This is a genomic window from Legionella saoudiensis, from assembly GCF_001465875.1.
Lineage (GTDB): Bacteria > Pseudomonadota > Gammaproteobacteria > Legionellales > Legionellaceae > Legionella > Legionella saoudiensis.
Genome location: NZ_LN901324.1, coordinates 1,426,317 through 1,448,408 on the forward strand (window position 1 = coordinate 1,426,317; position 22,092 = coordinate 1,448,408).

Sequence of the window (22,092 nt, forward strand, 5' to 3'; positions counted from 1 at the left end):
TTTACCTATATATCCTCATTACGAGTTCACCCTGCTCCTCCTCGTAACTTGAATCCCTCTCTGTTAGAACCTGCTTATAACGTGCTACAGGATTAGATGAGTCTGGAGTTGGCTTTCCATCTATGGCGGAAGACGAGGACTTAAACAGAGAAAGAACCCATTCTATAGGTTTCAAAAGGAAACTTAATATGCGAACACCCCAGCCAGGCTGTGAGTCCTCGATTTCTTTGGCTGCTATTTTCGACATGTATTCAAGGAACTTACCATCTGTAAGGTGATTGACTTGCTTATAACATAAAGCAAGTATTTGCTCTTTTTGCTCCTCATTAACATTGATTAGATGCTGATGTTCTTTATCAGTGAAAAAAGATTCGATCTGCTGAGTGTAGTTTTGTATGTGGTCATAATCACCAAGATTGATTTCCTGCACTATTTGCTCTTGCACCCTGGTAATAATTTTGGCATAGGCTGCTGCATGTAATAATTCTGGATTATGTTGTTCATCGATCATCGTTTGATCGAGCCTGTCTATTCCGACATAAAGTACAGCTAATAAAGGGTGAGAGAATGTTTTTCTATGTTTATCAAGCTGTGCTGATGTTTGTTCATATCCGTTCTCAATGGCTTGCTTTCTTTGCTCATCAGTGGGTGCGGTGGTAGTGGTAGTAACCTCCCCCGTATTGATATAAATCATATTATCCATATGATGAAAGACTTTTTCACGGTTTAATAATGCCGCTGTAGCTTTGAGCCATTCTCCCCCAATAGCAAAGTTAATTATGGAATCTAGAGCTTGTTTAAAGGAGGAAACCATTTCCGGCATATGCCGTTCTGCTTTTTGAACCCGAGCTTCATAGGCTTTAGCAGCCTCGGCTTTAACACATAATACTTCTTCTCGATCCAAGCCCTCAATTTCGGGCATGTTATCTAAGATCCCACCGTCAGCAACAAATTCTCCCTTAGCATTTTTTCCAGGAACAAAAAGAACAGGATGGGCACCGGACCATTGAACCACTTGAGCGATAGATTGCTGCGGGGTACTGTCTTCGCTATAGCGCTCTAATTTCTTTTTCGTTTGATTGGTTACCGCTACTGATAAATTTTTAATTCGATGCTTATTTTCGTCTGGTAATAATTCCCGAAGCACCCCAAGATCTCCTAAGGTGATTCGTGGATTTTCTAATTCCTTACCATTTTGATCCACAATTTGCTGAGGCACCATAGCCAATGCACTATTCATTTTTTGAATGCTTTCAGTAGATTTTACCAAATTAATTACATCATCAACGTTATTAATTACTATACCTTGTTCAGCAAGGGCTTGTTCGTATAGGCCTACTTTATTGCATAATTGCACGTAATTTATTTCTAAGTGCGTAGGAATTGGCTTAGGTAAATCCTGCAAATGATTTTTGATTTGCATCATGTAAATTACATCAAGGAAATTTCGGAAACTATCCCCTTTAGCCCTAAAGCCAACCCCCTGAACATCGAGAAGTTTTTTGATATCTAGTTCAGTAACTAATTTGGTCATGTCTTCTGGACTCATGCCTACAGCAATAAGACTCGCGGTCATGGCTCCCGCTGATGCCCCGCTAACATGGGTTAATTGCTCAAGATAGCCACGCTCTTGCAGTGCTTTAAGCATCCCCATGTAAGCAATACCTTTAGCACCACCACCACTGCATACTAAACCTCTATGCTTTTCTGCTTGGACCACATATTGGCCAGTTTCATCGCAGGTGATGCGTACTTTTTCTCTTTTAAGTTGCTTACTTTTAGTCATAATGCTTGCCAATTACTTACTTTAATGGGGCTCATTATATTATATAAAAGCTTAGCTTAGCCTTAAGAGAATAATTAAACATTGATCTCAATGTAAATAAATTATACAATAAGGCCTTTTAAAATCCGCAGGTGTTCACAAATGAGACATAAGAATGGTTCTTTCTTTCGAGAAATTCCCAAAGCCAAACGTATCCTATCCTTCGACGAATACATTCAAGAGACCATGGTAATCGCTAAAAGAATAGAGAAACATGATGGAGGACAACGTTACACTAGTGCCCAACTGGAAATAGCTCTTGTTTGCTTTTGCGACTTTGAGGCGTTAAAACAAGAAATGGATGAAGATATAGTAGTAGTATTTCCTTTATTAAACATTGATTATCGCGCAGGATTTGATTGGCTTGATTTATCAGTATCTCATCGGGACGAAGATGCCATTAGATATTTTCAAGAGCGTTTACAAGAACCGACTTTTGCCAAGAATTACCTTCACTATAAGCACCTGGTTCGACCTGACTGTGCTTTACAAAAGTATGAAACGCATAGCTTTGAGGCCATAGAAGCCATTATAAACTTGGATAATACAATTACTTCGCGACCTTAAGCCTTATTCATTGAGGAGTTTGCGATGGACGGTTCTCTGTCACAAACTTCATCGTGTTTGTGCGACAGCTGTAATAATTCCTGAGCTTAATTGTCCTTATCAAGTGCGACATCCTGTCGCTATTCCAGCTGCGCCAAACAAAGTTATTATAACGAACTCACCTAAAAGAATATTGATGAATAACACCTGTTGTGCTGTAAGAAATTTCTTAAATTGGCTGTGGGTAATCACTCAAAGGCAACCTGGCTAATCAACCAGGTTGTCTGAAATTTAGATGAGAATTAACTGGTTCCGCCTACAGTTAAGGCATCAATTTTCAACGTAGGTTGGCCCACCCCTACAGGTACAGACTGGCCATCTTTACCGCAAACCCCAATTCCTCTATCTAAAGATAAATCATTTCCTATCATGCTGACTTTTTTCATTACATCTGGGCCATTACCAATTAAGGTAGCGCCTTTAACAGGAGCCGTGATCTTACCATCTTCAATCAAATAAGCTTCGCTCGCGGAGAATACGAATTGACCGGAGGTAATATCAACTTGCCCTCCACCAAAGTTCACCGCATATAAACCTCGTTTAACTGAACGGATAATTTCCTCAGGGTCGTGCTGACCTGCCAACATATAAGTATTGGTCATTCTCGGCATAGGCACATGCGCATAGGATTCACGTCGGCAGTTGCCTGTAGATTGCATTCCCATTAACTTGGCATTTAGTTTATCTTGCATGTAATTTACCAATACCCCATTATCAATCAATGTAGTGCATTGAGAAGGAGTTCCTTCGTCATCCATAGTCAAAGAACCACGACGATCCTTTAATGTGCCATCATCCACTACAGTAACACCTGGAGCTGCAACTTGCTGACCAATACGGCCGGAAAAAGCAGACAACCCTTTACGATTGAAATCACCTTCCAAACCATGCCCAACTGCTTCATGTAATAGCACACCCGGCCAACCTGGTCCTAAAACAACAGGCATGGTTCCGGCTGGCGCTGGTTTCGCATCGAGATTAACTATAGCCTCGCGCACGGCTTCACGCGCATAACTTAGCGCATTGTCTTTTTCGGTAAAATAAGAATAGGCAACTCGACCTCCGCCGCCAGAGCGCGCTGATTCACGACGGCCATTTTTATCTTCAACAATCACACTTACGTTCACACTAACTAAAGGACGAATGTCTGCCACCATCTTGCCATGCATGTCTGCAACCATAACTACTTCATAACAACCGCTGAGTGAGGCATTAACCTGAACAACTCGAGGATCAAGGCTGCGTGCTTCTTTATCAATGGCCTCCAATAAAGCAATTTTTTCCTGCTTACTCATTCCTTCAATTGGATTTAGACCACGATAACGCGATTCAGCAACCGTATTGATATGGACTGGTTGCAAAACTTTAGCTCCAGCCAGAGCGATAGAACGAGCTGCATCTGCTGCGCGTAACATTGAAGGTAAAAGAATGTCATCACAATACGCAAAGCCTGTTTTATCTCCGCTTACTGCGCGAATACCTACCCCCTTATCCAAAGAGAAACTACCACTTTTTACTACTGAATCTTCCAAATACCAGGATTCATAGCTGCAGCTTTGAAAATAAAGATCTGCATCATCAATATGATGGCTCATCATGGACTTAAATAATTTTTCAATACCGCTTTCATCCAAAGATGCTGGAGCCAGTAGAATTTGTTTTGCTGTGGTTAATGCTTCTGTCATTTAAGTACCCTTTAAATTTAATACGTGATGGTCCACAGTTGGAAAGGTTTTTCGCAAATGATGCAGACCTTGCAAATCAATCTCTGCGGTGACTATTCCAACACCTTCTTCGTGCTCAGCCAATACCCTTCCCCAAGGATCAACAATCATGCTGTGCCCATAAGTAGAGCGCCCATTTTCATGCTGTCCTCCTTGATTTGCGGCTAATACGTAACTTAAATTTTCGATCGCTCGTGCCCGTAATAAAACGTCCCAATGTGCCTGACCGGTTATTGCTGTAAATGCTGAAGGAACGGTGAACAGTTGCGCTCCTTGGATGGCTAATTCGCGATACAACTCAGGAAAACGCAAATCATAACAAACGGTTAACCCCACCTTACCTATAGGGGTATCCACAACAACCAGCTTATCTCCTCGTTCTATAGTAGCGGATTCTTGATAACTCTCTTGGGCGGAGACATTTACATCAAATAAATGAATTTTATCATAGCGTGCAACACAAAGTCCTTGATTATCATAGACCAAACTACTAGCACGCACTTTAGAACTGTTTACTTTAATGGGAATAGTTCCGGCAATAACCCATAAGCCTAAGCTTTTTGCCAGCTGGCTTATTTTTTCTTGTATCGGTCCTTGACCATAAACCTCACCAATCTGCAGCTTATCTATATCTTTATGTCCCATAAAGGCCAAATTTTCAGGTAATAGAATTAATTCTGCTTCTTGTTCTCGTGCTTGCACCATTAATGTTTCAACTTGCTGCAAATTATTCATTACATTTGCTGAAGAAACCATTTGGGCCACTGCAACTCGAGCCATTATATGCCTCATTGTACTACATTAAAGAATTGTTCATCATACTATAGACTAGTATAGTTCCTCAAAGGTTTCAGGACTCAAAAAATTGAAATATTTCTTGACAAAATTACCTTATACTACTTGAAATATAGGAAACTTATCCCCAGATATGCTAGAATAAATATAAACGAAAGAGGAGTTCTAAACGATGAACCGAAATGATGTTACCCTGATTACCCAACGTAGGGAATCAGTATTATCCAGCAATAAGGTGCTACGCAATACCTACCTTTTGCTTAGTTTAACGTTCTTATTTAGTGCGTTTACTGCCTATTTGTCTATGGCAAGTGGTGCACGTCCAGTTAACGTCCTGGTAATGATCGTTGGTGTTTATGGTTTAATGTTTTTAACCAATGCTCTAAGAAATAGTGTCTGGGGTCTGGTTAGCGTTTTTGCTTTTACCGGATTCTTGGGCTACACCTTAGGCCCGATATTGAACCTTTACATGCATAATTTTAGTAACGGACCTCAATTAATTGCGACCGCATTAGGTGGTACCGGTATGATTTTCTTTGCACTTTCAGGTTATGCATTAACCACGAAAAAAGATTTCAGCTTTTTAGGTGGATTCCTTTTTGTGGGTATGATGGTGGCTTTATTAGCAATGATCGCTGGCATATTTATTCATATCCCCGCGTTACAATTAGCTATTTCCGCCGCATTTATCTTGATTTCTTCTGGACTCATTCTGTTACAAACGAGTGCAATAATTCATGAGGGCGAGACAAATTATATTACCGCAACAGTGGGTTTATTTGTATCTATCTACAATTTGTTCGTGAGCCTGCTCAACATATTAAGTGCATTTTCAGGCCGCGACTAAAATCGGTCTCCTCTACCTGGTCCCGGCTTTTGCCGGGATTTTTTTTATTTAAAATTAGTATTCCAGGAACGAATCTCGATAGAAATATTTAGGATTGCAAATTGTATGCTGGGCCCCTTCTTACCCTATCTATTACAAAGCAACCTAGAAGATCGAAGCACGGACCCTGGGTTGCTTCATCACTACGTTCTTCGCAATGACGGAGTATAACTTAAGTACAAGTTTTTAAGTTAAATTCCGAGACGGAGTATAATTTAAGCGCAAATTTTTAAGTTAAATTCCGATGCTGTCATTGCGAACGTTAGTGAAGCAACCCAGGGGTTCGAGGCACGAAACCATGGGTCGCTTCTCTATTCCTAATGCGAGCATCTATTGATATGACAAAGAAAACCCGGTTTCATCAAATACTAATTCATCTCCATTCAAATCAGAAAGGTCATCAGAAGCTTCTACCTCAGGAATTACTGCAGCAGAAAGCATACGAATCGAACCATTAACACGTAAATCGTTTAACTGAGTTTTAAGGGGATAACAATGATAACTCGTATGAGCATCAATTAATTGAATTTTAAGTGCATGGCCTCCATGGACTACTACTAATGTTCCGCATAAATCATCAAACTTAAATTCTACAGCCATTTTCTTTAAAACCACTTTTATTTGCGATAAGCCTTGAATTAAGTCCTCATTTCCCATCAGAAAATCTAGATCATTAGGATTCGGCTTCGTTGCGTCCTGTAATTGTCTTGCAGCACTACCCGTCAAAATAAATTGATGTCGTGGGAACTCAGCAGCTAACAATTGAAATAATTGCTCTAAGAAAGGCTGATATACGGTTGGGGGAAGATTCTTCTCGAAATTAGGTTTTACAACGGTATTATCAACAGATAAACTGGTTAGCGCAGGGGGGAAAAACCCATTTTTACTGTACATCTTCTGCTTATCTCCTTAAAAATTAGGGATTTTTCACCCAAAGGGCATAATTATAACAAATTACAAAATAAACGCACAAAAAAAAGCACATTAATTCTTAAATTTACACCTCGGTACTATTTAAAGCAGGCATCTAAAAACTAAAAACTCTGCTCATTGTTTTTCCTAAAATTATTCGATACTCTAAAAGCTACTTATCTCTTAACAACAGGAGGCTTTGCGCACCATGAACTATTAACTACTTAACCATGGCTGAATAATTAGGAGACGTCATATGCCTAAAGGAATAACCAAATCATCGTCCAGGGAAACGGCACGCAAGCCGGCTGCATCCACTCACTCAACTTCTTCTAAAACAAAAAAAACGGCTAACTTACAGTTTTTTCCTACTAAAGAAAGCAGTGCTGAACAATTACAAGCAAAAGCAAAAAAATTATTCCCTCAACGAACGCGATACAAGTTTAATTATCAACAAAACCGTACTGCCTCGTTAGCGCTTCCCTTAAACAATCAACAATTAAATCCAAACATTCAATCCAATGCCCAGCTTCTTTTGCTCGCTAAAACGAATATCTTGGAGCATGCGAATATGCGAGTGGATTTATTTTTTTATACGTTGATTGCCTATTATCAAAAAAATCTGCATCCCATATTAGGGCACACGTATCTGCAACATGGTCGCGGCCGCAGTTCCGAAACACGGCAATTGCTGAGCGAAGCTTGTCATAATAGTATTATTCCTGCCTTGATTGATGAAACTATATTAAACGCGACTCCGCAAAGACCGAAAGCTTGCCTGCTCAGTGAAACTCATTTCATGAATAGCCTCAACTCAACTACAGAGCTCCCTCCCTTTGCGAACGATCTGGATGATGTGATTGAGAAGCTATGCCGGGAAAAATCATTAGTAATTTTACAAGCCGTCTCGCGAGGAAGCATTAATCCCGTTGAAGGCTTGAATCTTTTTTTACAATTGCTCAAAACATCTTTAGATGAGATAGGCCAACAAGCTCGTAAAGAAAAAAATCTATTCTTAACCGAGTTAGTCGAGCTTGTTGTGCAAGGCTCAATAACACACCGACTTAATGAGGAAGCAGCCACCGCGAGTGATGAATACGTCCAAATGGTATTAAAGTTAACTAGCCAAGAGAAAAAGGAGTGTCTTAATAAGCGGCAAAAAAATAAAATTTATGCGGAGAAATTTGCGCAAATACAAACGGAGATCTTAAACCCGGAAGCGATATCATTAACTTCGCATTGCCGACTTTAAGTATGTAATTTTTCATTAAGGAATAACGGCGTTTTTTATTTACAGCCTGGTGTTAGCAATCAGGCTGTATCATAGAATTAACAATTACTTCACTTATGGGCATAAAGTCTTGCTTCTAGCATTAATTGACGCATATGTCTTACTGCTTCTTTCATTCCACAGAATAAAGCACGCGCAATAATAGCATGGCCAATGTTAAGTTCATGAAGCTCTTTGATTGCAGCAATCGCTTGCACATTATGATAATTTAATCCATGGCCGGCATTAACAATTAAATTTAAGCTGGCTGCATATTCGGCGGCTCGTTTAATTCGTTCTAACTCGTGTTGCTGTTGCTCAACATGCGTTGCATCAGCATAGCAACCAGTATGCAATTCAATAACAGGGGCTCCCACATCTGCGGCCGCTTTGATTTGCTCCAAATCAGGATCAATAAACAAAGAGACTTCACTGCCTATAGCCTGTAGGCGTCTTACGGCACGTTCTACCGTTTTTTGGTGGGCTAAAATATCTAAACCACCCTCAGTTGTAATTTCTTCACGCTTTTCAGGCACTAAACAGCTATGCTCTGGAGAAATTTCTTCTGCAAATTCAAGCATAGCGTCAGTCACCGCTAACTCAAGATTCATACGTGTTTGTAATACTTGTTTTATTAAACGCACATCACGAGCTTGGATATGACGTAGGTCTTCACGCATGTGCAAGGTAATTCCATCAGCCCCAGCTTCTTCAGCATCCATTGCAGCTTGTACAGGATCCGGATAACGGGTGCCTCGTGCTTGTCGTACTGTAGCTACGTGGTCAATATTTACACCTAATAAAATCAACTTACTCATTTTGCACCACACAAAGTAAAAGGAAGAGTATAATGTTCTTGCCTACCTAAACTCAAGCCAAGCTTTGCATTAGCCTATTAAACTTGTTACCATGCTGCTCATTTTTCATTAAGAATGGAATAATTATGAGATTTAACAAAGCCCTTTTATTGAGTCTTGTGTTCAGTTGCAATGCATTTGCCACTTTCTCCCCCATGACGCAAACATCCCTTAAATACCCTACCACCAAGAAAATACACAAAATAATACAAGTGCGGGCAAATTCCCTACAGCACAACGCCTTTGTAAATGACAATCTACCTAGGACAAAACAGCTCGGAATGAATAATGTCCCTGTTTTAAATCAAGGGGAGACCTACTATGACTCTATATATGCCAGCACCGCGGCACTTGATGCTGCATTAGATAAAGGCGATGTTATAAGCCAACTTTGTCTTATCCAATTAGGCAATTACATGAACTCGTCAAATAAGGGCTCGGGTTTCAGTCTACATCATTCACTAAGCCGGCTTGAGAATTATGGATACATTATGAAGTATCACCAAAAAAGTGCTGGTTGCGAAGACCCTAATACGCCATTTATAAATTATGAACACTACAATCGACTTAGCCGCGATCTGGTTCGCGAGTCAGTCATTTGGTTCCCGCTGTTAGATATGAACCGATCACTAAGTGAACGAATCAATACCGAAAAAACCCTAAGCGATATCCAAAAAGCCATTAATCAGGGGCAACGCGTTACTATGAGCTTTTTAGCATTCCAGAAAGACGAGAACATATTAGGAGCCATGGGCTCTCATCAGGAAAAAAATGATACATGGACTCTTAGTGCTCAAATGAAGCGAGAACTCTATAACTTTCCTTCCTTATACTTCCACAGCATAGTAATCACCGGATACGATAATGATGCGATTTCCGTAGATGAGGCGGGAGAAAAGCATAAGGGCCTTCTGACACTGCGCGGATCCTGGGGTAGTGATGTCGGAGATCATGGCAACTTTTATATGTCTTTTGATTATTTCCGTGTTCTGGTCATCGAGGCACAGCAAATTGCTCGCGTTTATTTTGATTAAAAGAGCAGTAGATAAAGGAGTTACTTCATGCAGTTAAATAAAATTCTTATGTTAAGTATCGCATTATTTGGTAATGCATTCGCTACTGAAATAGAACCTGTGGGGACTGTAGATTATGCGTTAAAACCAGCCGGAAAGCCTCAATTCGCTTTACCTAAAATGATCAAACTGTTGAACTTTAAATTATCAAATAATGCTATTGAAGCAATACAACAGAAAGTTCAGGCAGTTCATCAAAAGAACTTTATTCCATCTATTATTCCTGAGCAAAATCAATTAGGTATGAATGGGGTGCCAGTTCTTGATCAAGGATATTTTGGAACTTGTGTGACCTTTGCTAATACTGCAGCAATTGATGCGATTTTAGGAAAAGGTGATTACATAAGCCAATTATGTTTACTCCAATTAGGTAATTATAAGTATTCTTATTCGCCTAGTGGCTGGGATGGCTCCTTAAATCGCAGTATTTTAAGCCGGCTTGAGGATCATGGCTTTGTATCCAAAGAAACGCAACGTACCGTTGGCTGTGGTGGCCTTAATGAATATCCTGAAAATGGTGAACCCTCTCCAACTTCGGCAATTAGTTTTGACAGCTACCATAAACTCAGTGAGGGCTTAATCGATAATAAGATTTACTCAGCCCCCATTCTTGATGCTTATAAAGCAATGCTTACTAATGAGGTGGATACCCAAGAACTGATTAGTGATATTAAGCAAGCCATTAATAGAGAGCAACGAGTCACCATGGTAAGCTTCTTACCTGCTATCGATCTAGGGCTTGCAGGGGCGGTGGGCAAGCATCATGTTAACAATGATACCTGGGTATTATCGACAACGATTGAACGCGAACTTTATCTATCTCCTTTCATGGCTGGCCATTCGATGATCATTACCGGCTATGATGATAATGCAACCGCGATTGATGATTTAGGTCGTGTACATACAGGGTTATTCACCTTACGTAATTCCTGGGGAGATCAGGTTGGAGATGGCGGTGATTTTTATATGTCTTATGATTATTTTAAAGTCTTAGGCTTTGAAGCAAATCAAATTGTTTATGATGAATTCCTTGGAAGTGATGAGGATTTGCCCGAGGATGAGAATGAAGACGATGAAGAAGAGGATGATAAGGTGAAGTAACTTGTGGCTAGGCGTTTATGCCTCGCCATTAGCTCATCACTGCCCTGTCATTCCTGATCGTGCAATGACAGGGCAAAATTAAACCGGATACAAGCTCCGAGCTTTAATTTCCCTTCCCCCTAACAAATGATCAACCGCTTTACGCATAATTATTTTTGCCGAGCGTAAATATTCTGGTTCCATTAAATTATTCTGCGCTAAAGCAAAAATATGAGTCCCCGGGATTCCCTGATTACTCAAAACAAACCCCTCCCCGGCAATAAACTGATAATGCCCATCCATACGGATTAGCGCCTCTGATCTCGCCTCATGCGTTAAGGAAAAAGAATAACCGCTGGACGTCAATAAAGCCCATTCAAAACGCCTTAATAGAACTTCCAACACGGAACGGTCTTTGGCCAAAGTTAAACCATTTAAAGTAAATAAATAGGCCTCAAACAATGCAGGATCAGGAGCTTGGAGTCCTAGGACATAATAAAGAATTTCATTCACATACAACGCAGAAAAAAGAGCATTACCTTCAAAAACTAAAGAGGGGGAAATACTTTCGACTGTTTTCATGTAAAAACGTTCGTAACGCTCCTCAATGGTCAACCATAAAGGGGTGAAGGCTTGTAACAATGCCTGCTTTTTCGGAGTGCGCCCTCCTTTGCACAAACAATGAATCAGCCCCGAATCACGAGTAAAAAAAGTTACTCTGGCACTGGTATCACCAGTCCATTGTTTATGTACGACCCATGCCTCAATTGTTCTAGTCATAACCCAATTGTTTCAACATACGTTCGTCATCAGCCCAGCCAGATTTCACCTTACACCAGCATTGTAAGAATACTTTCTTACCCAGCAAACGTTCCATATCAATACGCGCATCGGTTGCCATTTCTTTTAATTTTTGGCCTCGATCACCAATAATCATACGTTTATGATTATCTTTCTCAACCAAAATTAATGCATGGATACGCACTAGGTTTCCTTCATCTTTAAACGATTCAATATCTACAGTAACCGCATAAGGTAATTCTTGCCCACAAAAACGAAAGATTTTTTCCCGTAATAATTCTGAACAAAGGAACTTAATGGGGCGATCGGTCAATTGATCGTCTGGGAATAAATGCGGGCCTTCTGGCAGATAAGTCTGCAACTTATCCTGTAATTCAGTTACCTGTACTCCAGTACGTGCAGAAATCGGAATAATCGCCGCAAACTCATGACGCTGGCTCATTTCTTCCATCCAAGGCAATAACTGCGTTTTATCGTCAATTTTATCCACCTTGTTAACAACTAAAATACAGGGGATTTTAGATTGTTTAATTAAATTCAGTACATACTCATCTTCATCTTGCCAATGCGTACCGTCAACCAAAAATGCAATCACATCCACATCACGTAACACACTAATGGCTGTTTTATTCATCAGACGGTTCATTGCTTTTTTATTTCCCTGCTGATGAATACCTGGTGTATCAACATAAACAAATTGATAATCCCCTTCCGTGCGAATACCTAAAATACTGTGTCGTGTTGTTTGAGGCTTTTTGGAGGTTATACTTACTTTTTGCTCTAAAATCCGATTAAGCAGCGTGGATTTTCCCACATTCGGTCTGCCAACTAAGGCAATGTAACCACAATAACTAGTCATTAATTTATTCCTGTATACTTTTAAGACATTTTATCAGTGCCCCCACTAAATTTCCAGGCCTCAATTACCTCCTACTTGCTATTTCCGATAAAAACCAAGTATGCTGGACGATATCTGCACAATGAACCAAGTCTATGGCCGATTTTCTCACAACTGAAGGACACACTCAGATTATTATCCCGCTGATGATAACGCCGCTGAGTCATCAGGCACTACCGACAGTCGCAGGAAATTTATTTAGCGATGAGGCAGGAGCTGTACTTATCGGGCATTATAAAATGGAGTATCGCCTTCCTAATAATGATCAAATACGTCTTATCGCAAATCATGATCAAAAAACAGTGCAACTTATGCTGTTTACGCACCAAGCAGAGCTCATTAAACTGCTTCCGGGAAAACGCCATTCTTCATTAATTGCTGACTTAATTAATCAGGTTCAAAGCTATTGCATCCGCTCAGAAAGTTATACCCGCCCTCTTTCTTTGCCACAAAAACAAAAATTACACATTGCCAACGAGTGCATCCATGCTCTAAAAATTTTGTTAAAAGAAGAACGCAAGTTACATTGTACCGAGTACGAACAGCAGGAAACCTTAAGACGGAAAGCCATTCACATTATTAAGCAGCATCGGGATAAAAATCGTATGCTGGCTAACAACCCCTTAGTTTCTGAAGGTTCGCTGGGTGATGCACTGTTTGATGCATATAAAATCGCACAGAATTACTCATTTAACCGCATTCATTCTGTTTCTCGCCAAGACCAAATGGATTTTAGCAAGATAAAAAAAGCTAATACTGAAAATCCCTGTTTTATATGGGACAGTGAAGTGCATATTGGACACAACAAACGGGATTTAGATGACGCGCTCAGGGTTATTTGCCATTATTATGGAATTCCTCCAGCCCCCAGCTTAAATAATATACCGGCAAACCGGTTTGAAAAAATACATTCATTCTTTTATACGATGTGGCATGATGGTCATGATTGGATTAAACATTTGGCCTCAGAAAATAAACCCGAACATAAAATTGAAGAAGAACAACCACGACCAGGTATTTCCTTAATACAAATCACGCCTTATTACAAACTTCAGGGGCTCGAACAAAAAGCTTATCCCAGTGTTAATCAACTGGTTGCTGATTTGATACACAGCCCTCATGCTCCTCTGCAAGCCGATAATGTAAGAGAGGCAAAACGGATATTAAGTAATCAGGGGCATGCGCATTGCGTAATTATTGCCAAAGAGCGGCTCATTCTGATACGTCAAGAAAATAAAATAGCGGAAATACGTTATTTTCATCAGGATGAACATTTCTATCCCCTGCCTACCGGGCAAGACCTTTATACTTTAGCTCAGGTTTGCAAGCGTCATCTTTATCTGCCTGAACGAGCGAGTCTGCAATTTAAAACCTTCATCACGCGAATACCCAACTTCTTTACTAATTTTTATAAACGCATGCACCGATTTATTATTCATGATTTAAAAGAAGAGTTTGAAAATCATGTGCATGCCTCCCACCAGCAACAAACAACTCCCCAACGTCAAGTTCAACCTAAACTACGAAGCCCGCAAAAAAGCTCATTGGCTCGTATCTTAAAAAATAAAGGCTTGCTTACTAATGGCCAAACTTTAGATGAGTTTATTAAAGAGCAAATCCATAATAACCCCTATGTAATTGCTCAGGCAAACCATCCACCCTGTGCTCCCGCCTATGATAATCCGTTGCATCGTGTCCTCAATATTGTGGGCCATATAGGAGGAATTTTCCTTAACGCCAGCGAGCGCAATCCCTTGATTGGCTCCTTAGCAATGGCAGCTTACGTCTTCGGTGGCGGAGCCATACTTGCTCCTAGACAATTAGAAGATATTCTAATAAAGCTGCACTTAAACGGTTTGATTAGCGCTATAGAGCCCACGCAAAAATTAGCGCATCTGCTCAATCACGGTACGTACTCGCAAGCAGTATCTATTTCCACACTTTATTGGCAGAGTACCGTTGTCGGCGGCAACCTAGATAAGTTTTTTATTGAGGCCATTCAAGTTTTTAAGGAAGACCCGGCGCAAATTGCTATTATTGCTGCATTAGCGCTTAGTTTAGGCTATGGCTTAACTAAAGCGATTCCTGCTTTAGGAAAAGAAATGGGTGATTTCCCCTACACAAACTATGCTACCCTGGGAGGCAAGGGCGGTGCAGCCATATATGATACGATTATGCATCCAGGCGATGATTGGTTTTTAGGTACATTTAAGTGGATCTGCAAAAGCGCTCTGGCATTTGGTAAACTGTTTGTTGCTCCTTTTATTGAAGGATTTTATTATGGGTTTCATGGAGGATTCATTCATGGATGTAAAAAGAATATTCCTTTATTACAAAAGACTAGCAAGCAAGTAATTGCTGCCCTCTCCGATCTTACTTTATCATTATTTACCCTGGGCTTAATTAGCATAGGCTCACTTTTTATTCATGTACCCTTTCGGGGTATAACAAATCTATTTACCAACATTCTAGGTACTCTCGGAAACATTGAGCCTCTAGGAACTGTTTTTCTAGGTTTTGCTAATAGAGCCCACCATCCTAATCTTCTAGCTCGTTTTAGTTTTTCACCACTGTATGGTTTTAGTTCTCCTTTCGGACATTTTTCAGATAATACCCTTATTAACCTAAGTATTAATGCAGGACGTGGTCTCTTTTTACCACTGTTACAGCTTATTAAAAACTTGCTAATCCTACCATTGATTGATAGCTGTTCATTGAGTATACGTCTTGGCATTACACTTATTAATCCCTTAACTCGGGGACTGGCTTATTCCCTCGGTATGATTCTTTGTGCTTTTGGAGCAGTATGGGATCCTTCTATAGGAACATTATTTACTCACAGCGCCGCGGGTTTAACCCTTTTCTTTAATTGGATAGACAATGGAGCAAGTGCTGCAAAACAACAACTATTATCCTATATTGAAATCCAGCGTAGACAGTTATATCGCTGGGCCTTTGCTGATGTTAATGGAGCACTCTCTACCTCCTTAACTGATGAGCGCTATTTTTTAGATAAACCCAGTCGCTATGAGCTGGTGCCTCATCGCCAAGACAGCCATCATTGCTTGTTAAAAGCCCTACTGGAACAACCAGACCACATACCACCTCCCCCTTGTCTTGTGGCACCGCCTCATTATGACTTGTTTTCTTCACCGCCTTCTCTTGAGCACACTGAAGAGAAAATAGCTAGCTCCTCAATGAGCTATTTATAAGCCGTACACTGAGCGCCTTCATTTATTTGCGAGAAAAAACAATTAATCCTACAAAAAAAAGCTAATTCATAGTAAAAATATTTAATGTCCGCAGCAAACGCCAAAAAACTGGTGCTTTATTAAGCAATGTTGTGTATAATTAACAGAAATGGGGCAATTAGGAACACATATATGAGTACAAACCAATCTATCATCGATCGCGATTATCCCCTGGCAAACAATCCCGAAGCAGAACGCTGGTTAGACGACGCAATAAGCTCTCAACCTCTGTATTTTGCTGAACCCTCTGATAATGATTTGGATCCTAACTCCCCAATTAATTTAAGCCGTTTTGGTCTTCATGATGCAACGCAAGTGAAAGCCTTTTTATCGACATCCGCTGGAGAAACCGTAAAGGCCGAAATCAAAGCACACGTAGCCCTTGATGAAGCCATTGAAGAACAACAAATGTTCGAGCTTCGTGAGCATGAAAACTTGATGCACCGGGTCAAAGCTCATCTTCTACTGATGCTTATCGATCAAAAAAGTCATGCAGCAAGCCATCTTAGAGAGCTTATTGAAGAGCAGAATGCAAAATCCATTAATCAAAGTAAGCCAGAGACAAAGCAACCAGCTAAAGCGCCGAAAGAAGCAAAAGCAACGCCTGGATTACTACAAACTTTAAATAGCTATAATACAGCAATTAAAGAATGTGAAGAACAGCATAAATTAGTTTCTGAGGAAGAATCTAAATTAACTGAAGAGTTTGAAAACTTACATAAGCAAAAAATAATGCTAAATAGCAAGCATAACTTATTCACGAATCAAATGGCTGCTTTTGAGGAGCAAGTCGAAAGCTATGAAGCATTATCCGATGAAGAGCTCGACATCCAAATGGATGAGATTGAAGCGGAACTTCATCGCCAAGGCGATGTTATTTTAGATATCTTAGACAGTGGCGAACCAGGAAGTGAAGAGAAAGCGCGCGAACTTCTAGACCAACAAATTGCCCTCAACCTTGATTTAGCACAGCTAAAAGATATCCGCGCAAAACGCGATAAGACAAAGTCTTTTTATGACGAAAACGGCGAAGAAGTTTCCTCTGCTAAAGGTGCTGCATTTATTGTTAATAATGACAAAAAAGTAGTTAATAAAGATGGGCATTATTATCTGGTAAAGAAAGAAGACAATATCAATGAAATGACTAAAGAACAGCTTGCTCAAGCGTCTAGTGATTTCCAAAAAGCAGAACATGAGATTTCTACAGTAGGCAAAGCCGTAACCAAAACCTTAAAAATGGAAAAAGAATTTCATAATTTGGACCAACGCCTTAATGATGTAAGTGCCAAAACTCAAGAAAAACGCGACGAAAAAATGAATCTTGAGAATAAAATGGTACTTTTACAATCAGTAAAAGCTTCATTGGTACAACAAAATCCAGGTTTAGAACAAGGCAATACGCCAACACCTACACCAACACCTACACTTTCAGGTAAAGCCCAACCCGTAGCGATGCCTGCTCCGCCACAATCAGTACTTAAAATTTCTCACAAAATAATACCTTTCTTTGGTTTCTCATCGAAACGAGCGTTTGACGAAATAAATGATGACAAGACCTTAAATAAAAAAGAGAAAAAAGAAGTCACCGATTATTTTACTAAACTTTTAAAGAAATTAGGGGTAGGAAAAATCCTTTCGCTCGCGCCGTTACCCGATACAACCATGCAATCACTATTGCAACATATGGCATATTTTGGCGCGGTTCAATCCAAGCCCGGGGTAAGTGTGGAAAAAGGTCCTTTGGATTTGCAAATGGACGTGAAAATGTCTCCACCACAAGATGGACCTTTTGCAAAAGTTGGCCCTAAACCACCAACACCAAAACCTGGAAAAGCAGAACCGGAAGAGCCAGAAATGAAACCCTTTAACCCTTCACCCTTTAAAAGAACTTTATAATCAACATAGCTAGTTGCTCATAACTAATGGCACTTACTTAAGGGATTTTATAGGCTGGTGCTGAGTGCAACGAAGCCCAGCGCCGAGGCTCAATGCCACATCCATGCCGGGCTTCGCAATGCTCAGCACCAGCCTACACTTCATGCTTGGAGCTTAAGTAAGTGCCCTTAGTTGCTCATAACCTTCTCCTAAACCCGCGGCATGCTGCGGTTTAGGAGTGAGTAGTATTATAGTTCCTTATAGCGCGAAACATACTCAACACCGTAAAGATTAGGGGAATTCCCAGGCTTTACAGCCCAACCGACTCCGTTTATTATAAAAGTCTCGCTCATCATCAACAGGCAGAATTAAACATGATTTTAGATACATTATTGGGCAATCAATCCATAATCATCTCTCTAGATGTTGATAATTTTTTATTTGAGCGCTTAGAACAGATTGCTCAGGCTGGCTTTTCTCTGGTTGAAATTAATTCCACCGATACCCAACTCCTACAACAGGCAATAGCCAAATTCCCATCGATTAAAATTGGTGCCGCAGGAGTCACTGAGGTACAACACTTAGAATATTGCTATCATGCGGGAGCTCACTTTGCCACAAGTCCAGGATTTTTACCCGCAATTGCGCAAACTGCAACTGTTTATTCCATGAACTACCTCCCAGGAATTGCCACGGTTTCTGAAGCTATGGCTGCAATGAGCGTGGGCTATGTGCATGTACGTCCCTTCCCGGCTGATTTAGCTTTTTGTACCATGCTAAATAAATGCCTTCCCGGATTAAAATTATTTCCAGCCGAAATAGAATGGGAAGAGGCAGAGCATTTTTTGAATTTACCTGCGGTCGCAGCAGTTGGTATTAATAATCCGGATAGAAAACAGCTAGCAGCACTTGCAGCAAGCATTTTGGTTTAGTTTTGGAGCCTAGGCCGTGCTTCGCTCAGCGCCAGCCTACTTGAGCTCCTATTTTCGATTTATAAGCACATCTAATACAAAAAATGCAGCCCCTACGCAAATCGCACTGTCAGCAATATTAAAGGTCGCAAAATGGTGATGCTGGTAATACACATCGATAAAATCAACCACATAACCATAAAACGCGCGGTCAATTAAATTACCGACAGCGCCACCTAAAATAAGACTAATTCCAGCACATAAAAGGCGATCTTGACTGGGCGCACGAAGTAACCAAACAATTAGAACCACGCTCATGATTAAGCTAAAACCGGCAAAAAACCAGCGGTGCCAACCCCCGGCCCCATTTAAAAAACTAAAAGCCGCCCCCGTGTTGTACGCAAGAGTAAAATTGAGCATCGGAAAAACAGGCATTGGTTTATACGCAGTTAAAGAGGCTCCAGCCCAATATTTACTTGCCTGGTCACAAACAATAATTAAAATACTCAGCGCAAACCAATGCCATTTTTTCATATAAATTGCCTCATTTCGTCTTGGCCACTAATATTGCCAACACAACGTAAACACAGTTCTGGATGCTGTGCATCCTGCCCTACATCAGGTCGACGATGCCAACAACGTGCACATTTTTCATGAGCACTTGGCGCTACTAAAATAGATACACCGTATTCAGTAGCCGCTAATCCCGCTGGAGCAGCGCTCATAGGTTGTACCGTGGCACCGGAAGTAATAAGTAAGAAACGTAACTCTTCTCCTAAACGAGTCAATTTAGGTAAGGTAACATTATCCGCATATAAAGAAACTTCGGCAGCTAAAGCAGAGCCTATCTCTCCTTTTTGCCGTGTTTCTTCTAAGGCTTTATTCACTTCATCACGAATCACATGCAACTCTTCCCAATCCGCCATATTGACGCCTTCAATTGCAGGCCAAGCATCATACCAAAGCTCAGTGAAAATTGTCTCATTGGTATAGCCAGGAATAAACTTGGCAATCTCTTCTGCAGTAAATGACAGTATAGGAGCCAACCATAAAGTAAAGGCTCTAATGATGTGATACATCGCCGTTTGACAAGAACGTCGTGCCTTGCTTTGTTTTGCACAAGTATATTGACGGTCTTTAATTAAATCCAAATAAAAACTACCCATGTCCACAGCACAGAAATTATGAATTTTCTGATAAATAACATGGAATTGATAACTTTCATAAGCTGCAATAATTTCTTCCTGTAATAGCTGGCAACGTTTAATAGCCCACTTATCTAATTCTAAAAGATCTTTCGCATCAACACGATCGGTCATTGGAGCGAAATCAAACAAGTTTGCTAATAAAAAGCGCGCTGTATTACGAATTCTACGGTATGCGTCCGCATTACGTTTAATAATTTCATCAGAAATACTTACCTCATGCCGGTAATCTGTGGAGGCAACCCATAAACGTAGGATGTCCGCACCGTGCTGATTAACCATTTGATCTAAAGCTACATAATTCCCTTTGGATTTAGATAGCTTTCTACCCTCAGCATCCACAGTATAACCATGAGTTAGTACAGTTTTATAGGGAGCCACACCATACATAGCTACTGAAGTAGTTAATGATGAGTTAAACCAACCGCGATGTTGATCAGAACCCTCAAAATAAATATCCGCAGGAAAGGCCAACTCTTTATTTTGCTGTAACACACAATAATGGGTTACTCCTGAATCCAACCAAACGTCCATGGTGTCATTAATTTTATCGTAAAATGGCGCATCATCACCGAGTAATTCGGCTTTATCCATTTCAAACCAGGCATCGATTCCTGCTTCTTCAATGCGCACAGCAACCTGCTCAATAAATTCCAAAGTCTTAGGATGTAATTCACGAGTGCTACTATGTACAAATAAGGGCATTGGGGTCCCCCAAGCTCTTTGTCTTGAAATACACCAGTCAGGCCTGTTTTCAACCATGTTGCTAATACGCGCTTTACCCCAATCAGGAACCCAGTTAACGGTATCGATTTCTTTAATAATTGCCGGTCTTAACTGGTTTTTATCCATAGAAATAAACCATTGTGGCGTTGCTAAAAAGATCATCGGTGATTTATGGCGCCAGCAATGTGGGTAGCTATGTCGAATGGTTCCTTTGGCTAATAAAACCCCATTTTCAGCCAATACCTCTACAACGCGCTCATTGGCCTTCAATACATGCTGTCCTGCAAACAAGCCCACATCCTCAGCAAAACATCCATTCGCCTTAACCGGATTAATTAAAGGTAAATTATAGGCCTTACCAATTAAGTAATCATCAGGGCCATGAGCTGGTGCTGTATGTACGGCTCCAGTACCTGAGTCAGTCGTTACATGCTCACCTAAAACAATAGGAACAATACGACTATAAAAAGGATGTTGTAACTTTAAATGTTCAAAGGCTTTACCTTGCACTGAACTTTTAATAGTGTATCCACTAATTCCATACCGCTCCATTGCTGATTCAACAAGCTCTGTCGCCAGAACTAAGTAAAAACTGCCTGCATCAACTAAAGAATATTCAATCTCAGGATGCAGACATACTGCTTCGTTTGCAGGCAAAGTCCAAGGAGTGGTTGTCCAAATAGGCACGCTCAGCTTTTTGACATCAGCTTTTATATTAAAGTGATTAATAAATTCTTCAGGATTAATTGCAGTAAAGGCTACGTCAATGGATATGGAGGTTTTTTCCTCATAATCTACCTCAGCTTCTGCTAAAGCTGAACCACAATCGATACACCAATGCACCGGTTTAAACCCTTGTTGCAAATGGCCATTTTTAATCATTAAACCTAAAGCACGCACGATATTGGCTTCATAGCGAAAATCCATGGTGACATAAGGATTATACCAATCCCCTAATACGCCTAAGCGCTGGAACTCTGCGCGTTGAATATCAATTTGGCTACCGGCATATTCGCGGCATTTTGCACGGAACTCTCGAGCCGTAACTTTATCGCCTGCACGTCCTATTTTTTTCTCAACGTTCAGCTCAATAGGTAAACCATGGCAGTCCCAACCAGGAACAAAAGGGGCATCATAGCCGCTAAAGGATTTGGACTTAATAATAATGTCTTTAAGAATTTTATTTAAGGCATGACCGCAGTGCAAATGACCATTAGCATAAGGAGGGCCATCATGCAGAATAAATTTTTTACTGCCTGCACGCGCTTTACGAATTTGCTCGTAAACTTTCTTTTCCTGCCATTGAGCCAAGGCTTCCGGCTCCCGGGTTGCCAAGCTTGCCTTCATGGGAAATGAAGTATTAGGAAGGTTTAATGTATCTTTATATTCTGCCATAA

17 protein-coding genes are annotated in these 22,092 nt (G+C 40.5%); 8 read left to right on the plus strand and 9 right to left on the minus strand.

What is annotated here, in order from left to right:
* Position 1: 1 nt before the first annotated feature.
* On the minus strand, positions 2–1,786 hold the full coding sequence (locus BN3124_RS15100) for a patatin-like phospholipase family protein (RefSeq protein WP_058535590.1): 1,785 nt from the start codon (positions 1,784–1,786) through the stop codon (positions 2–4).
* A 141-nt stretch (positions 1,787–1,927) separates the two neighbouring features.
* Here BN3124_RS15100 and BN3124_RS15105 point away from each other — a divergent pair, with 141 nt between their 5' ends.
* On the plus strand, positions 1,928–2,392 hold the full coding sequence (locus BN3124_RS15105) for a hypothetical protein (RefSeq protein ID WP_078061576.1): 465 nt from the start codon (positions 1,928–1,930) through the stop codon (positions 2,390–2,392).
* Between the two features lie 281 nt (positions 2,393–2,673).
* Here BN3124_RS15105 and tldD read toward each other — a convergent pair whose 3' ends face one another.
* Together tldD and BN3124_RS15115 are read right to left on the minus strand one after the other, a co-directional pair.
* On the minus strand, positions 2,674–4,116 hold the full coding sequence (tldD, locus tag BN3124_RS15110) for a metalloprotease TldD (protein ID WP_058535591.1): 1,443 nt from the start codon (positions 4,114–4,116) through the stop codon (positions 2,674–2,676).
* The gene (locus BN3124_RS15115; RefSeq protein ID WP_058535592.1) at positions 4,117–4,935 is read right to left on the minus strand and encodes a carbon-nitrogen hydrolase family protein; all 819 of its coding nucleotides are present in this window, start codon (positions 4,933–4,935) and stop codon (positions 4,117–4,119) included.
* Positions 4,936–5,122: 187 nt separating this feature from the next.
* Between BN3124_RS15115 and BN3124_RS15120 the strand changes: the two genes are divergently transcribed.
* Positions 5,123–5,797 carry a Bax inhibitor-1/YccA family protein gene (locus BN3124_RS15120; protein WP_058535593.1) on the plus strand — a complete coding sequence of 225 codons (675 nt, stop codon included), beginning with the start codon at positions 5,123–5,125 and terminating at the stop codon, positions 5,795–5,797.
* Between the two features lie 369 nt (positions 5,798–6,166).
* On the opposite strand, the gene BN3124_RS15125 is transcribed toward BN3124_RS15120, so the two are convergent.
* Positions 6,167–6,730 (minus strand): hypothetical protein, encoded by a 564-nt coding sequence (locus BN3124_RS15125; RefSeq protein ID WP_058535594.1) that lies wholly within the window; start codon positions 6,728–6,730, stop codon positions 6,167–6,169.
* A gap of 274 nt (positions 6,731–7,004) precedes the next feature.
* Here BN3124_RS15125 and BN3124_RS15130 point away from each other — a divergent pair, with 274 nt between their 5' ends.
* Complete coding sequence (locus tag BN3124_RS15130; protein ID WP_058535595.1) at positions 7,005–8,000, plus strand: hypothetical protein; 996 nt, start codon at positions 7,005–7,007, stop codon at positions 7,998–8,000.
* Positions 8,001–8,089: 89 nt separating this feature from the next.
* Here the strand turns inward: BN3124_RS15130 and pdxJ are convergent, their stop codons facing one another.
* Entirely contained in the window at positions 8,090–8,836 is a 747-nt protein-coding gene (pdxJ, locus tag BN3124_RS15135) for a pyridoxine 5'-phosphate synthase (protein ID WP_058535596.1), read from the minus strand.
* A 125-nt stretch (positions 8,837–8,961) separates the two neighbouring features.
* Between pdxJ and BN3124_RS15140 the strand changes: the two genes are divergently transcribed.
* Positions 8,962–9,909 (plus strand): C1 family peptidase, encoded by a 948-nt coding sequence (locus tag BN3124_RS15140; RefSeq protein WP_058535597.1) that lies wholly within the window; start codon positions 8,962–8,964, stop codon positions 9,907–9,909.
* A gap of 27 nt (positions 9,910–9,936) precedes the next feature.
* Complete coding sequence (locus BN3124_RS15145) at positions 9,937–11,049, plus strand: C1 family peptidase (RefSeq protein ID WP_058535598.1); 1,113 nt, start codon at positions 9,937–9,939, stop codon at positions 11,047–11,049.
* A gap of 78 nt (positions 11,050–11,127) precedes the next feature.
* Here the strand turns inward: BN3124_RS15145 and recO are convergent, their stop codons facing one another.
* Both recO and era read right to left on the minus strand, forming a co-directional pair.
* The gene (gene recO, locus BN3124_RS15150; RefSeq protein WP_058535599.1) at positions 11,128–11,808 is read right to left on the minus strand and encodes a DNA repair protein RecO; all 681 of its coding nucleotides are present in this window, start codon (positions 11,806–11,808) and stop codon (positions 11,128–11,130) included.
* Complete coding sequence (gene era, locus BN3124_RS15155; protein ID WP_058535600.1) at positions 11,801–12,688, minus strand: GTPase Era; 888 nt, start codon at positions 12,686–12,688, stop codon at positions 11,801–11,803. The genes recO and era overlap by 8 nt, the downstream gene beginning before the upstream one ends.
* A gap of 134 nt (positions 12,689–12,822) precedes the next feature.
* Between era and BN3124_RS15160 the strand changes: the two genes are divergently transcribed.
* The 3 genes from BN3124_RS15160 to BN3124_RS15170 all read left to right on the plus strand — a co-directional run bounded on the left by BN3124_RS15160 (position 12,823) and on the right by BN3124_RS15170 (position 18,785).
* Positions 12,823–15,939: a hypothetical protein gene (locus tag BN3124_RS15160; RefSeq protein ID WP_058535601.1), complete on the plus strand. Its 3,117-nt coding sequence runs from the start codon at positions 12,823–12,825 to the stop codon at positions 15,937–15,939.
* A 171-nt stretch (positions 15,940–16,110) separates the two neighbouring features.
* Positions 16,111–17,874 (plus strand): hypothetical protein, encoded by a 1,764-nt coding sequence (locus BN3124_RS15165; RefSeq protein WP_058535602.1) that lies wholly within the window; start codon positions 16,111–16,113, stop codon positions 17,872–17,874.
* A 353-nt stretch (positions 17,875–18,227) separates the two neighbouring features.
* A complete protein-coding gene (locus BN3124_RS15170) occupies positions 18,228–18,785 on the plus strand; it encodes a beta/alpha barrel domain-containing protein (protein ID WP_058535603.1) in 558 nt (185 codons plus the stop codon).
* A 48-nt stretch (positions 18,786–18,833) separates the two neighbouring features.
* Here the strand turns inward: BN3124_RS15170 and lspA are convergent, their stop codons facing one another.
* Both lspA and ileS read right to left on the minus strand, forming a co-directional pair.
* Positions 18,834–19,298 carry a signal peptidase II gene (gene lspA / locus BN3124_RS15175; RefSeq protein ID WP_058535604.1) on the minus strand — a complete coding sequence of 155 codons (465 nt, stop codon included), beginning with the start codon at positions 19,296–19,298 and terminating at the stop codon, positions 18,834–18,836.
* On the minus strand, positions 19,295–22,090 hold the full coding sequence (gene ileS / locus BN3124_RS15180) for an isoleucine--tRNA ligase (protein ID WP_058535605.1): 2,796 nt from the start codon (positions 22,088–22,090) through the stop codon (positions 19,295–19,297). Before ileS ends, lspA begins: the two co-directional genes overlap by 4 nt.
* Positions 22,091–22,092: the final 2 nt, after the last annotated feature.